This window comes from Amycolatopsis mediterranei, assembly GCF_026017845.1.
Taxonomy (GTDB): domain Bacteria; phylum Actinomycetota; class Actinomycetes; order Mycobacteriales; family Pseudonocardiaceae; genus Amycolatopsis; species Amycolatopsis mediterranei.
On record NZ_CP100416.1, the window covers coordinates 3,145,231 to 3,159,280 of the forward strand.

At 71.7% G+C, this 14,050-nt stretch carries 11 protein-coding genes; 7 read left to right on the forward strand and 4 right to left on the reverse strand.

Annotation, left to right across the window (positions count from 1 at the left end; translation table 11 throughout):
- The first annotated feature begins 508 nt into the window (after positions 1 to 508).
- The 4 genes from ISP_RS15050 (at position 509) to ISP_RS15065 (ending at position 6,259) form a co-directional block, all read left to right on the forward strand.
- Positions 509 to 3,397 carry a S8 family serine peptidase gene (locus ISP_RS15050; protein ID WP_013224726.1) on the forward strand — a complete coding sequence of 963 codons (2,889 nt, stop codon included), beginning with the start codon at positions 509 to 511 and terminating at the stop codon, positions 3,395 to 3,397.
- Between the two features lie 60 nt (positions 3,398 to 3,457).
- Positions 3,458 to 4,105: an acVLRF1 family peptidyl-tRNA hydrolase gene (locus ISP_RS15055; RefSeq protein ID WP_013224727.1), complete on the forward strand. Its 648-nt coding sequence runs from the start codon at positions 3,458 to 3,460 to the stop codon at positions 4,103 to 4,105.
- Between the two features lie 137 nt (positions 4,106 to 4,242).
- A complete protein-coding gene (locus tag ISP_RS15060) occupies positions 4,243 to 5,871 on the forward strand; it encodes an ABC-F family ATP-binding cassette domain-containing protein (protein WP_013224728.1) in 1,629 nt (542 codons plus the stop codon).
- Between the two features lie 178 nt (positions 5,872 to 6,049).
- Positions 6,050 to 6,259, forward strand: a complete 210-nt coding sequence (locus ISP_RS15065) for a helix-turn-helix domain-containing protein (protein ID WP_003071237.1) — start codon at positions 6,050 to 6,052, stop codon at positions 6,257 to 6,259.
- Here the strand turns inward: ISP_RS15065 and ISP_RS15070 are convergent.
- Both ISP_RS15070 and ISP_RS15075 read right to left on the reverse strand, forming a co-directional pair.
- Positions 6,246 to 7,628: a glycosyltransferase 87 family protein gene (locus ISP_RS15070; RefSeq protein WP_013224729.1), complete on the reverse strand. Its 1,383-nt coding sequence runs from the start codon at positions 7,626 to 7,628 to the stop codon at positions 6,246 to 6,248. The two genes, ISP_RS15065 and ISP_RS15070, sit on opposite strands and share 14 nt — an antisense overlap.
- Positions 7,629 to 7,661: 33 nt before the next feature.
- On the reverse strand, positions 7,662 to 8,516 hold the full coding sequence (locus ISP_RS15075; protein ID WP_013224730.1) for an LLM class flavin-dependent oxidoreductase: 855 nt from the start codon (positions 8,514 to 8,516) through the stop codon (positions 7,662 to 7,664).
- A 71-nt stretch (positions 8,517 to 8,587) separates the two neighbouring features.
- Between ISP_RS15075 and ISP_RS15080 the strand changes: the two genes are divergently transcribed.
- On the forward strand, positions 8,588 to 9,019 hold the full coding sequence (locus tag ISP_RS15080; RefSeq protein WP_013224731.1) for a MarR family winged helix-turn-helix transcriptional regulator: 432 nt from the start codon (positions 8,588 to 8,590) through the stop codon (positions 9,017 to 9,019).
- Positions 9,020 to 9,117: 98 nt separating this feature from the next.
- Positions 9,118 to 10,989: an ABC transporter ATP-binding protein gene (locus ISP_RS15085; RefSeq protein ID WP_013224732.1), complete on the forward strand. Its 1,872-nt coding sequence runs from the start codon at positions 9,118 to 9,120 to the stop codon at positions 10,987 to 10,989.
- Between the two features lie 144 nt (positions 10,990 to 11,133).
- Here the strand turns inward: ISP_RS15085 and ISP_RS15090 are convergent, their stop codons facing one another.
- A complete protein-coding gene (locus ISP_RS15090) occupies positions 11,134 to 12,294 on the reverse strand; it encodes a serine hydrolase domain-containing protein (RefSeq protein ID WP_013224733.1) in 1,161 nt (386 codons plus the stop codon).
- Between the two features lie 123 nt (positions 12,295 to 12,417).
- Entirely contained in the window at positions 12,418 to 13,146 is a 729-nt protein-coding gene (locus ISP_RS15095) for an SIS domain-containing protein (protein WP_014466882.1), read from the reverse strand.
- Positions 13,147 to 13,274: 128 nt separating this feature from the next.
- Here ISP_RS15095 and ISP_RS15100 point away from each other — a divergent pair, with 128 nt between their 5' ends.
- A complete protein-coding gene (locus ISP_RS15100) occupies positions 13,275 to 14,030 on the forward strand; it encodes an alpha/beta hydrolase (protein WP_013224735.1) in 756 nt (251 codons plus the stop codon).
- Positions 14,031 to 14,050 lie beyond the last annotated feature (20 nt).

Here is a 14,050-nt window from a genome sequence, read left to right on the forward strand (position 1 = left end):
CGGACGACTCGCGTGCCTGGACGGACGACTCGCGTGCCTGGACGGACGACTCGCGTGCCTGGACGGACGACTCGCGTGCCTGGACGGACGACTCGCGTACTCGGAGGGTCGGTTCGCGTGATCCGGGCCGGGTCTTGCGTGATCGGAAACGTAACTCGCGCGCGGTAACGGATTTTCCGCGTGGCTCCGCCGGTTGCACGGTCCGGCGAGTTGCTTGTGGACATCGCAGTCCGTGGTCGCCCCTTGCGGACGGCGGTGAGTCGATCATTTGTCCGGTGCGTGTCCGGTGACCGGTTCACCGCTGCGCTGAACGGCCTACGTCATCCGGCCCATTCGGGAAATTATCCGTCCTTTGTCACTCGAACGGCTGATGTTTACGGAGAACTCGCGGTACTTGACTGGATCCTGCCGGTGATCACCGGCGTCGGTCAGCGTGAGTCGGGGCACGCGCCTGGAGAATCGGAGGGCGCCCGTGCGCCGTACCCGTTCCAACAGATCGAGATCCACTGTGCTCACCGCCGGAGCCGCGGCACTGCTCGCCGCGCTCGGCCTGGTTTCCCCGCCTGTTGCGGGGGCCGCACCCGCGTCCGGCCCGGACGCGTTCAGTGAAACCGCGCAACAGCAAATCGCCGCCCTGCAGGCGGTCAAGGCGGGCCGCACCGCCGCTGAGTCCAAATTGGACAGCAAGCTGCTCGTCGCCGCCAAGGGCGTGGGGAAGCAGCTGACCGCACTGCAATCCGAGGCCGCCGTCTCCCCGGCCGGGACCGTCTTGGTCGACATCCGCGCGAGCAAGGTCTCGCCGGACCTGCTCGCCGGGCTCACCAAGGCCGGGGCCGGCATCCGCGCGGTGTCCGACCGCTACGGCAGCGTCCGCGCCGAAGTGCCGCTGGACAAGGTCGGCGAGATCGCCGCGCGCGGCGACGTCAAGCGCGTCGAACAGGCCGACCAGGCGATGACCGCCCGGGAACTGGCCACGCCGGCGACGACGCCGGGTAAGTCCGGAACCAAAGCCGAAACCAAGCAGCAGAAGGCCGACCGCATCGCCGGCGAACTGCAAAAGGCCGTCAGCGCCAAGTCGCAGCGCAGTGCCGTCGCGGCCGCGCCGCTGGTCAGCGAAGGCGACCGGGCACACAACGCCGACCTCGCCCGCCAGCAGTTCGGCGTCACCGGTGTCGGCGTCAAGGCGTGCGCCCTGTCCGACGGCGTCGACTCCCTGGCCGCTTCGCAGGCCAAGGGTGAACTCCCGCCGGACGTCGACGTCATCGCCGGGCAGGAGGGCGACGGCGACGAGGGCACCGCGATGCTCGAGATCATCCACGACCTCGCGCCCCGCGCCGCGCTCGGCTTCGCCTCGGCGTTCAACTCCGACGCCAGCTTCGCGGACAACATCCGCAAGCTGCGCTTCGAGTCGCACTGCGACGTCATCGTCGACGACGTGATCTACTTCAAGGAATCGCCGTTCCAGGACTGGATCATCGCCCAGGCCGTGAACGACGTGACCGCCGACGGCGCGCTGTACTTCTCCTCCGCGGGCAACGAAGGCAACGTCGCCAGCGGCACCGCGGCGCACTGGGAAGGCGACTTCGCCGACTCCGGCAAGTCGGTCGGCAAGTTCGCCGGCACCGCGCACAACTTCGCCGGCGCGGCGGGCAACCAGATCTACGAACCGATCTCGAACGCGTCCTCGGCCGGCGTCCCGGTGACGCTGCACTGGTCGGACCCACTCGGCGCGTCCGCGAACGACTACGACCTCTACCTGCTCGACGCCACGGGCGCGGTGGTCAGCTTCAGCCAGAACGTCCAGGACGGCACGCAGGACCCGTACGAGATCCTGCGGACGCCCGCGTTCGGCGGTACCGGGCTGCGCCTGGCCGTCGTGAAGTTCTCCGGGGCGAACCGCTACCTGTCGCTTTCGGCGCTGCGCGGCCGGTTTTCCGACTCGGCGGACGGGCTCAAGGCGTACAACACCCCGGGCGTGACGGTCGGCCACTCGGCCACGCGGAACGCCTTCAGCGTCGCGGCGGCTCCGGCGGCCAAGGCGTTCGGCCGGGCCCTCGAGCCGGGTGACCCGGCCAACCCGGCGGGCCCGTTCCCGGGCTCGTTCAGCGGCGCCACCAAGGCCGAGCGGTTCACCTCCGACGGTCCGCGGCGCGTGTTCTACGAGGCGAACGGCACGCCGATCACCCCGGGCAACGTCTCCTCGACCGGCGGCGAGGTCCGGAACAAGCCGGAGATCACCGCGGCCGACGGCGTGCAGACCAGCGTGACCGGGTTCAGCCCGTTCTTCGGCACCTCGGCCGCCGCTCCGCACGCGGCCGCGATCGCCGCACTCGTGCTGTCCGGCAACCCGGGCCTGCCGCCCGCGGACGTACGTGAAGCGCTGATCAACACCGCGGTCGACATCGAAACCCCGGGTCGCGACAACTTCACCGGGTCCGGCGTCATCCTCGCGGACAAGGTGCTGGCCTACACCGGCGCCAGCCCGCAGCCCCTCGCGGTGGCCAAGCAGCCGACGGTCACCCCGGCCGACGGCGGCTCGGCGCTCGACCCGGGCGACACCGCCAAGGTGACGCTGCCGGTGACCAACGACGGTGACGGCACCGCGGTGTCCACCAGCGTCGTGCTCACCAGCCCGACGCCGGGCGTCACCGTGGCGCCCCGCTCGAAGTCCTACGGCACCATCAGCCCGGGACAGACGGGCGTGAACGACTTCACCATCACCGTCCCGGCGAGCCAGCAGCTCGGCGTGCCGGTGGTGCTGAACGCCCGCGTCACCTTCGCCGGTGCGCACTCGCCGACGACGACGTCCTTCTCGATTCCGGTCGGCACCCCGTCGCCGGTCGCGCAGGACTTCGCCTACGCCGGCGAGCCGGTGGCCATCCCGGACAACAGCCCGGTCGGCGCGTCGGTGACCATCCCGGTCACCGGGGTCGGCCGCGCGTCGAAGGTGACGTTCTCCTTGGACGGCACCACGTGCAGCACCGACCCGACCTCGACGACGGTGGGGCTCAACCACTCGTACGTCGGTGACCTGGTCGGCACGCTGACGTCGCCTTCGGGAGCGAAGGCGACGGTGTTCCAGCGCAACGGCGGCTCGGGCAAGAACCTGTGCCAAGTCGTCTTCGCCGACAACGCGGCGACCGCGTTCAGCACGGTGACCTCGGCGAACGCCCCGTTCACCGGCTCCTGGCGGCCCACGCAGGCCCTGACCGGCAACCTCGCCGGCGCGGCGGCCGACGGCACGTGGACGTTCGGCGTGGTGGACGCGGCGGGCGGCGACGTCGGCTCGATCCGTTCGGTCGCGCTGCACATCAACGGGTTCGTGCAGCCCCCGGCGGCCGGCGCGCCGTCGAACGTGCGGAGCGTGACGAACAACGGCCCGGTGCACCCGCTGTAACGCACTGATACCGATACGGGGCCGTCGCGGCGATCGCGGCGGCCCCGTACCGTTTCTCCCGTGAAGCCACGGGAAGTCGCGGGCGGCGGGCGCGCGGTCGAGGTGCCGCCCGAGCGGCTGGCGGGGTTCTTCGCGCGGTTCGCCGAGCGGCACGGCGGGATCACGGCGACCGCGGGAACGGCGCACGAGGTCCGCGTGACCGCGGCCGACGGCACCTCCGCGACCGCCACTGTCCCTTTCGGACCGCTCGAGGAACCTTCCCTCGACACCCTCGTGGCCCACGCGCTGGCGCCCCGGCGCATCGCGCTCGTGCTGGTGCGGAAGGGCGGCCACAGCGTCGGCATCGCGCGGGACGGCCGGATCGAGGTCTCGCGCACCGACCGGCACCTCGTGCAGGGCCGGTCCGCCGCGGGCGGCTGGTCACAGCAGCGCTTCGCCCGGCGTCGCGCGGGACAGGCCCGGCACGCGCTCCAGGACGCGGCGAAGGACGTCTTCGAAGTGCTCTTGCCCCGGCTGTCCGAAGTGGATGCCGTGGTGCTCGCCGGCGACCGGCGGGCCCTCGACGAGCTGCGCGAGGACCGCCGGCTGGCTCCGTTGTTCTCCCGTGCGGAACCGCGCGTGCTGGACGTCGGCGAACCGAGCCGGGCCGTGCTCGAGGAAGCCGCCGTCCGCGCGCTGTCCGTGCAGGTCACGCTGCGCGACGGGTGAGACCGCACACGTCCGGAAAATCCGCTGGACCGCGGCCCGTACACTGGGCTTTGTGGATATCCAGCTGGAGTGACGCCGCGGCCCCGAGCGGCCGCCCGACGCTGTCCTCCGTACGCCCCCTTTCCACGGGAGTTCCCTTGATCACGGCCACCGGCCTCGAGCTGCGCGCGGGCTCGCGCATCCTGCTCGACGGCGTCACCCTCCGCATCCAGCCCGGCGACCGCATCGGCCTCGTCGGCCGCAACGGCGCGGGCAAGACCACCTCGCTGAAGGTCCTCGCCGGCGAAGGCGAGCCGCATGCGGGCGAGGTCCGCCGCACCGGCGAGCTCGGCTACCTGCCGCAGGACCCGCGCGAAGGCGATCTGTCGGTCACGGCGAAGGACCGCGTGCTCTCCGCGCGTGGTCTGGACAAGCTGATGCGCGACATGGAAAAGGCGCAGGCCTCGATGGCCGAGCTCGTCGACGAGGCCGCGCGCGACAAGGCCATCAACCGCTACGCCCGGCTCGAAGAACGCTTCGCTTCCCTCGGCGGGTACGCCGCGGAGAGCGAGGCCGCGCGGATCTGCTCGAACCTGGGCCTCGCCGACCGCGTCCTCGCGCAGACGCTGGGCACGCTTTCCGGTGGCCAGCGCCGCCGCGTCGAGCTGGCCCGGATCCTGTTCGCCGCGGCCGAAGCCGGCGCCGGCGGCAAGTCCGAGACGATCCTGCTGCTCGACGAGCCGACCAACCACCTCGACGCCGACTCCATCAACTGGCTGCGCGGCTTCCTCAAGCAGCACGACGGCGGCCTGGTCGTGATCAGCCACGACGTCGAGCTGCTGGCCGACGTGGTCAACAAGGTGTGGTTCCTCGACGCCACCCGCGCCGAGCTCGACCTGTACAACATGGGCTGGCAGCGCTACCTCGACGCGCGCGCCACCGACGAGAAGCGCCGCCGCCGCGAACGCGCCAACGCCGAGAAGAAGGCGTCGGCGCTGCAGCAGCAGGCCGCGAAGCTCGGGGCGAAGGCGACGAAGGCCGTGGCGGCCAAGAACATGGCGCGCCGCGCGGAGCAGATGCTGTCCTCCCTCGAGGACACTCGCCACGCCGACAAGGTCGCCCGGATCAAGTTCCCGGAGCCCGCGCCCTGCGGCCGCACCCCGCTCACCGCCGAGGGCCTCTCGAAGTCCTACGGCTCGCTGGAAATCTTCACCGGCGTCGATCTCGCCATCGACCGCGGTTCGAAGGTGGTCGTACTCGGGCTGAACGGCGCGGGAAAGACGACTTTGCTCCGGCTGCTCGGCGGAATGGAAACCCAGGACACCGGATCGGTCGTTCCGGGTCACGGATTGCGTTTGGGGTATTACGCACAGGAACACGAAACTCTTGATCATGATGCGTCGGTGTGGGAAAACATCCGACATCTCGCTCCGGACACCGGCGCGCAGGAGTTGCGGAACCTGCTGGGCTCGTTCCTGTTCACCGGCGAACAACTCGACCAGCCGGCAGGCACGCTTTCCGGTGGCGAGAAGACCCGGCTCGCGCTGGCGGGCCTGGTCTCCAGCGCTGCCAACGTGTTGCTCCTCGACGAGCCGACCAACAACCTCGACCCGGCCAGCCGGGCCCAGGTCCTGGACGCCTTGCGCAGCTTCGCCGGCGCCGTCGTCCTGGTGACGCACGATCCCGGCGCGGTCGAGGCGCTGGAGCCCGAACGGGTCATCCTGCTACCCGACGGGACCGAAGATCACTGGTCGGCGGACTACCTCGAACTTGTCCAGCTCGCGTGAGCCGTGCGTCCATTCGGGTGCAAGATCACTCGCCGTAGAGCACTGGAATGGCCCAATGTGATCGCAATTTCGGCTGTTTCACGTCTGTCGTCTGGCATTCCGGCGCTCAGTGTTCGATCATTGCCCCGGCAGGGGCCGATATGTGGCCCAGAACACTCTCGGCGGGAAGGCGATCGACGTGGCTGATCTCAAGAAAGGCGCGCGGATCACCGGCAACACGCGCGACAAGCTGGCCGCTGACCTGAAGAAGAAATACGAGAAGGGCTCGAGCATCCGGGCGCTCGCGGAGTCCACGGGGCGGTCCTACGGGTTCGTCCACCGGGTGCTGTCGGAGTCCGGTGTCCAGCTGCGGGGGCGTGGCGGGGCCACCAGGGTCAAGAAGAAGTAGTCGCGGACTGCTGCGCGGGGGGCGCAGCGGGAACTTCGGCCACGCGGAACGCCAGGTGGGCCCCGAGCAGGACCAGCGGGTACACCAGGTAGCCGTACCGGGTGGCCGGGGTGAGCAGGATCAACGCGCCGAGTCCGACGGCGGTGCGCAGCAGTGCGCCGGAGCCGTTCGCGGGGGGCCGGCGCACCAGCCAGACCACCATGGCCACGGCCGCGGCGCCGACGAGCACGAACGCCGCCACCTGGCCGACCGGGCCGGTCTCGGCGATCAGGTGGCCCGGCAGCGGGCTGGCCGCGGGCGACCGCACCACGCCCATCCCGAGCGGAAACCGGACGACGTGCTCGACGAACGCCGCCGGATCCACCAGGTACACCGGCAGGTGCAGGGCGGCCGTCGTGGCCACCAGTGCCGCCGCGAACCGGCCGAGTGCCGGCCAGTCGAGCCCGTTCTCGTGGCGAACCGAGCCGTGGCGAACCGAGCGGCGGCGGACCAGCACGAGCACCGCCAGCACCGCGGCCGCGGGCGCGACGATGAGCTTCGCGCTGACGACCAGCGCCAGCACCAGCCCCGACCAGGCGACCCGCCCGGTGGCCGCGAGCGCGCAGCTGAGCACCAGCAGGCCGACGATCGCCAGGTCCGGGCCGGCCACGGCCCAGGTGAGCGCGGTGAGCGGGCAGGCCAGCGCGAGCTGCGCGGCGCCGACCGGCACCCGAGGCCACTTCAGCAGCTTCACCGTGCCCAGCACGCACGCGCAGGCGGCGAGGGCGAACATCCAGCGGGCGTCGGTGAGCGCGTCGGTCAGCGGCGTGCCGCCGAACAGTGCCCGCGGCAGCCCGAAGACCGCCATCACCGGGCCGTAGGGCGTGTAATCGTTTACCACGGGCGGCCGGCCGAGCGCGGTGACGTCGACGTACGGGGTTCCGTGGTGCAGCAGCAGATCCGCGGACCGCTCGATCACCCAGACCTCGGGCTGCGCGGCCCACGAGACCGGCGTGATCAGCCAGTCCACTCCGGTCAGTCGCCGGATCACCAGAAGCGCCAACGGGAGGATCATCGCCAACAGCGCGACCGCGGCAATGCCACACCAGCGTGAACCGGCTACGCCGCGCGGCGTACGCCCGCTTCGTGCGGACAGCAGCAGGTAGCCGCTGTGCGCCGCGCCGAGGCCGTACGCGACCGTCGCGAAGTTGCCCCAGACGCGGTAGCCGTAGAACTCCGACAGCAGCGCCGTCGGCAGCGCGAAAGCCAGGCAGGCCAGGTAGAACCCCAGGTCCCAGCGCAGGGGGGCGGCCTCTCCGGTGCGCGACGGCGCCGTGAAGAGCCGGGCCGCGCGCCGCCATGCGGGCGCCTGGCCCACCTCCGTTCCCACGTCGCCAGGCTACCGAGGGGGCCGCCGCCCGGTTCAGCCGACGTCGCGCAGGCGAGGCAGCAGCTTCGCGGCCGCTTCGGAGGCCTCGACGACGTCGTCGAGGCCGGTGGGCATCAGCACCAGTTCGGTGAAGCCGGCCTCGAGGTAGCTCTGCGTGAGACGCAGGGCGCTGTCCGCGTCGGACGGCAGCCGGAACTGCACGGCGCGGCGGACGGTCGCCGGATCACGCCCCACGGCCGCGCAATGCTCGTCCAGGACGCGGGAAAGCCGTTGCAGCTCGGCGATTTCCGTTCCGGGAAGGGCTGCGCTGAGCCAGACGTCGGCGTGCTCGGCGACAATGCGGAGACCGCGCTTTTCGCCGCTGCTGCCCAGCCACAGCGGGGGTTTCGGTCGTTGCAGCGGCTTCGGATCGCTGATTGCGCCGGTCAGGTGGTAATAGCGGCCTTCGTGGTCGGTGACCGGTTCGGTCCACAGGAGACGGAGGATTTCGCAGGTTTCGGCCAGTCTTTCCACGCGTTCCGCCGCGGGCGGCGTGGGCGTGCCCATCATCGCGTCGGTCAGGGTGTCGCCGCCCGCGCCGAGGCCGACGTCGAGCCGGCCGCCGGAGAGGTGGTCGACGGTCACGGCGATCTTGGCGAAGGTGCCCGGGTGCCGGTTGGTGTTGCCGGAGACCAGGCAGCCGATCCGCACCCGCTTCGTCGCTTCGGCCATCGCGGCCAGCAGGCTCCAGCCGTCGAAGATGTCCCCGGTGCGATCGGGGCCCATCGGGACGAGGTGGTCGAACACCCAGCAGCCGTCGAAGCCGGCGTCGTCGGCGATCGCCCAGATCTCGCGGAGCGCGGCGATGCCGATGTGCTGCTGGGGTGGTTTGAGCCCGACGGTGGTCACGGGAACTCCTGATCATCAGCTAGTAAAATCATCAGCGATACTGACGATCAGCGTAGGTGTAGGGTCTGCGCATGTCCAGCGCGCCCCTCGCCGTGACCCAGCGGCTCGGCTACCTGCTCAAGCACGCCCAGCTGCGGCTGGCCGAGCTGGCCGAGCCGCTGTACGCCCCGCTCGGCGTCACCGGGCGGCAGCTCGCGCTGCTCATGCTCTTCGGCGACGGGCCGGCGCGGTCGCAGCAGGACGGCGCGGCCCGGCTCGGTGTCGACCGGACGACGATGGTCGCGCTCGTCGACGAACTGGAGGCCAAAGGCCTGGTCCGGCGCGAGGTCGCGCCGGGCGACCGGCGCAAGCGCCTCGTGCTGCTGACTCCCGAGGGGGAGCGGGTCCGCGAGGCGGGGGCGGAAGTCACGCGGCAGGCCGAGGCGCTCCTGCTGGAACCGCTGTCGGCCGACGACGCCGAGCGGCTGCGCGCCGCCCTGCACCAGGTCGTTCGCGCGGAGTGAACGATCTCGGGAAGCAAACGGACAGCGAGGGCGTTGTCCAGGTCATATCCGGCGAAAACCTCAGCTAAAGTAGAGGTTTCTGATCCTGGGGGTTTCCCGTGGACAACATGTGGGGGCTGTGGAGCTCGGCGATGCGCGCCGGCGACACCCCGAAGGCGCTCACGCGCGGGACGCTCAAGCGCGTCGCGCGCTTCGCCCGGCCGCATTGGCGGCGCCTGCTGGCCTTCCTCGTGCTGACCGTCGTCTCGGCCGTTCTCGCCGTGTCGACGCCGGTGCTGGCGGGCAAGGTGGTCGACGCGATCGTCGGCGGTCACGACGTCTCGGTGGTCGTGTGGCTCGCCGTGGTGATCGCCGCGCTGGCCGTCGCCGACGCCGGGTTCGGCCTGATCGAGCGGTGGCAGTCCGCGCGCATCGGCGAGGGCATCATCTACGACCTGCGGCGCGCGGTCTTCGAGCACGTCCAGCGCATGCCGATCGCGTTCTTCACCCGCACCCGCACCGGCGCGCTGGTCTCGCGGCTCAACAACGACGTCATCGGCGCGCAGCGGACGTTCACCGCGACGCTGTCGGGGCTGGTCACGAACGTCATCCAGCTCGCGCTTTCGCTGGCCGTCATGCTCACGCTGTCGTGGCAGGTCACCCTGATCGCGCTGGTGCTGCTGCCGATCTTCGTCGTCCCCGCGCGCCGGCTCGGCCGCCGGATGGCCGGGCTGCAGCGGGAAGCCGCGGACCTCAACGCCGGGATGACCACGCAGATGACCGAGCGGTTCTCCGCGCCGGGCGCGACGCTGGTGAAGCTGTTCGGCCGGCCGGTGCAGGAAGCGGACGACTTCGGGGTGCGCGCCGGGCGCGTGCGGGACATCGGCGTCCGGACCGCGATGCTGACCCGCTGGTTCATGACCAGCCTGACCCTGGTTTCGGCGTTGGCGCAGGCGCTCGTCTACGGCCTCGGCGGTTACCTCGCGCTGACCGGCAAGCTCGCGCCGGGCACCGTCGTCGCGCTGGCGCTGCTGCTGACCCGGCTCTACGCGCCGCTGACCGCGCTGGCCAACGTCCGCGTCGACGTCATGACGGCACTCGTGTCGTTCGAGCGGGTCTTCGAGGTGCTCGACCTGGAGCCGATGATCAAGGAGAAGCCGGCCGCGCGTGCGCTTTCCGTCACCGGGGGCGTCTCCGTCGAGTTCGCGGGAGTCCGCTTCGGGTACCCGGCCGCCGACCGGTACTCGCTGGCGTCGCTGGAGGACGTCGCCACGCTCGACCACCGCGGCGGGGAAGAGGTGCTGCACGGGATCTCGTTCCGGGCCGAGCCCGGGCAGATGGTCGCGCTGGTCGGGTCCTCGGGCGCGGGGAAGTCGACGATCGCTTCGCTGCTGCCGCGGCTCTACGACGTCGACTCCGGTTCGGTGCGGCTGTCCGATGTGGACGTCCGGGAGCTGACTTTCGCTTCGCTGCGGGAAACCGTCGGCGTGGTGACGCAGGACGGGCACCTCTTCCACGACACGATCCGCGCCAACCTGGCGTACGCGCGCCCCGGCGTCACCGACGACGAGATCTGGGAAGCGCTGGAGCGAGCCCGGCTGGGCGAGCTGGTGCACGCGCTGCCCGACGGCCTCGACACGACGGTGGGCGAGCGCGGCTACCGCCTCTCCGGCGGCGAACGCCAGCGGCTCACGATCGCGCGTCTCCTGCTGGCCCAGCCCAAGGTCGTCATCCTGGACGAGGCGACCGCGCACCTGGATTCGGAGTCCGAAGCCGCCGTCGGCGAGGCCCTGACGCACGCACTGGCCGGCCGCACGGCCCTGGTCATCGCCCACCGGTTGTCGACGGTCCGCGCGGCCGACCAGATCCTGGTCCTGGAGCACGGCGAAATCGTCGAGCGCGGAACCCACGACGAACTCCTCGCGGCCAACGGCCGCTACGCAACCCTCCACGCAACCCAGTTCGCCGACCAGGAACCCGCCGTGGCCTGACCCAGGCGGACGACACGCGTACCTGGACGGACGACACGCGTACCTGGATGGACGACACGGCCTTGGGCCCGTCCCGCGCCGTGTCGTCCGCCTGGGTACGCGTGTCGTCCGTCGGGGTACGCGTGTCGTCCGGCTGGGTACGGGTCAGGTGGTGGGGAGGGATTCGTAGAGGGCCTGGACCAGGGCCATTTTGCGGGGGTCGTCGCGGATGAGGGGGCCCAGCTGGTTGAGGGTGTAGCCGAAGGCGATGCCGTTCTCCGGGTCGGCGGCGCCGGTTGAGCCGCCGAGGCCGTCGTGGCCGAAGGCCGTGGGGTTGGGGCCGAAGCCGTGGGCGTCGCTGCCGAGGTAGAAGCCCAGGCCCCACTCGTTCGGGAGGCCGAGCACCGCGTCGATCTCCTTGCCCTGGCTTTCCCGCGCCCGGGCCAGTCCCGCCGGGGACAGCAGCGTGCCGTCGGCCAGGCCGCCGTAGATCGTCGCGATCGCGCGGGCCGTGCCGTGGCCGTTCAACGCCGGCATGACCGCGTGCCGCCACGCCGGTTCGTTGGCGTTGTGGCCTTGGACGAGCGGGTTCATCAAGGCGGCCTGCGCGACCGGACCGGCGGCGGCGAACGCCGTGGCCAGCGCGTTCGCCATCTCCTCGGTCATGACGGGGTCGACCAGGGTCGCGCAGCGGTCCAGGTCGGCGTCCGCGGGGAGGCCGATCGAGAAGTCCGCGCCCAGCGGCCCGGCGACCTGCTCGGCGAAGAACTCCCGGATGCCCTGCCCGGCGATCCGCTGCACGACTTCGCCGACGAGCCAGCCGTAGGCCAGCGCGTGGTAGCCGCCCGCGGATCCGGGCTCGTACAACGGTTCCTGGGCCGCGTACAGCGACGTCATCAGCTCCCAGTCGTACAGCTCCTCGACGCGCACCGGCCGGTCCGCGCCGATCCCGGGGACGCCGGAACGGTGCGACAGCAGCCACCGCACCGGGATCTCCGCCTTCCCGGCCGCGGCGAACTCCGGCCAGTACTTCGCGACCGGCGCGTCCACGTCGAGCTCGCCCGCGTCGGCGAGCTTGTGCGCGCACAGCGCGGTCATGCCCTTGGTCGTCGACCAGACGTTGGCCAGCGTGTCCGGCTGCCACGGCCGGGCGCGCTCCGGTCCGGACCAGCCGCCCCACAGGTCCACCACGACTTCGCCGTGCCGGATGGCGGTGAACGCGGCCCCCAGTTCGCCGCGGGAGCGGAAGTTCTCCTCGAAGGCTTCGCGCACCGGCTCGAAGCCGGGCGCGCACTCGCCGTGCACCGTCGTCGTGGCACCGTCCATCGGTCCTCCTCCGGGAGCGACCGGTCCGCACCGACCAGTCGGTATGTCGACGCTAGGACGGCCGGGCACGCGGCGTCAAGACGCGCCCGGCCGGTGCTTGTTCACGAACTACCCCGGCACGGACTACCGCAGGCGGGGGACGATTTCGCCGTACTTCGCCAGCAGGGCGGCGTTCGCCTCGTCGCCACCCTCCACATTGGAGCTCCGCCACAGCGGGACGTCGAGGCCCTCGGCCGTCCCGCGGTCGTAAACCTGGGCCAGCACCAGGTTCCACAGGAACGCGTTGACCACAGTGGACAGCGGCGCGGTGCGCGGGGCGTCCGGCGGGTAGCTCGCGTCGCCGGGGATGACCAGCGAGTCCAGCACCACCGTGCCCTGCTCGACCAGCGTGCTCGACGACCGCCGCGGCGCCGCGGCCACGCACGCCCGCGACGTCACCGCGATGACTGCCGCACCCCGCTTGCGCGCCTCGATGCACAGCTCGACGGGGTACGGGTTCGACCCGGACGTCGAGAACACCACCAGCACGTCGTCCGGCTCCGGCGCGCGCTCGGCCAGCACCTCCGCGGCCAGGCCGCTGCGCCGCTCGGTCTGCGTGCTGGACACCGCGCCGTGCAGCGGGAGCAGCTCCGGGTGGTAGAGCGGGTAGACGCAGGCCAGGCCGCCGGCCCGGTAGAACGTCTCGGCGACCGCGGCCAGCGAGTGCCCGGCCCCCGCGGTGTAGACCAGTGCGTCGGCCCGGATCACCCCCAGCACCAGGTCCGCCGCGGCCCGCACCGCTTCGGCGTTGACCTGCTCGACTTCCGCCAGTTGCCGGGCGACGCTGCCGGCGATGTCCGTGGCGCTCACCACACCCACCCTTCCGTCGGGGATCGGGCGCCGAATCTACCGTGCGGACCACTTCGCACGGTGGAATAGCCGGGTGAGGGGCCGAGGTTGACCCCGACACGGGGGAATAGGCGGGAAACGGGAGGACGCGGGTGGGCGAGGTGGATCCGGCGGTGTCCGTGTGGCCGGCGCGGGGGCGGACCCGGGCGGTCGTGCTCGTCCTGCACGGTGGCGCGGAGCAGGGGACAGGCACGGTGCCGCCCTGGAAGCTGGCTTACGTCAGGATGGTCCCGATCGCGCGGGCCCTGCACCGGGCCGGCCGCGGGAACACTGGCTTTTCGGGGGTTCCGGGTGGCGGAGCCCCCGGCTCGGGGCGGAGCCCCGATGGTCACGGCGTCGAAGTGCGGCTGCTGCGCAACCGCCGCTACGGCTGGAACGCGCCCGCCGAGGATCCGGTCGGCGACGCCCGCTGGGCCCTCGAGCGCATCCGCGAAGACCACCCCGGCCTGCCGGTCGTGCTGGTCGGTCACTCGATGGGGGCACGGGTTGCGCTGCGCGTGGCCGACGACCCCGCCGTGCGCGGCGTCTGCGCCCTGGCGCCGTGGACGCCCCGGGGCGAGCCGGTCGAGGCCGTCGCCGGGAAGTCGGTGCTCGTCGTGCACGGCACTCGCGACCGGATGACGAGCCCGGCGGAGTCGCACGCCTACGCCGAACGGGCCGCGCGCGTCGCCGCCCGGGTCGCCCGGTTCGAAATCGCCAACGAGGGCCACGCGATGCTGCGCCGCGCCCGGGTCTGGACCCGGCTGACGCTGGCGTTCACCCTGGATCTGCTCGCCGGCGACGACGGCGGGACCCTCCGTGGGGCGTGGGCCGCGACCGGGCCCGACCGGCTGCGGATACCGGTGTGAAAGTGCCCCGAACAGGGCAT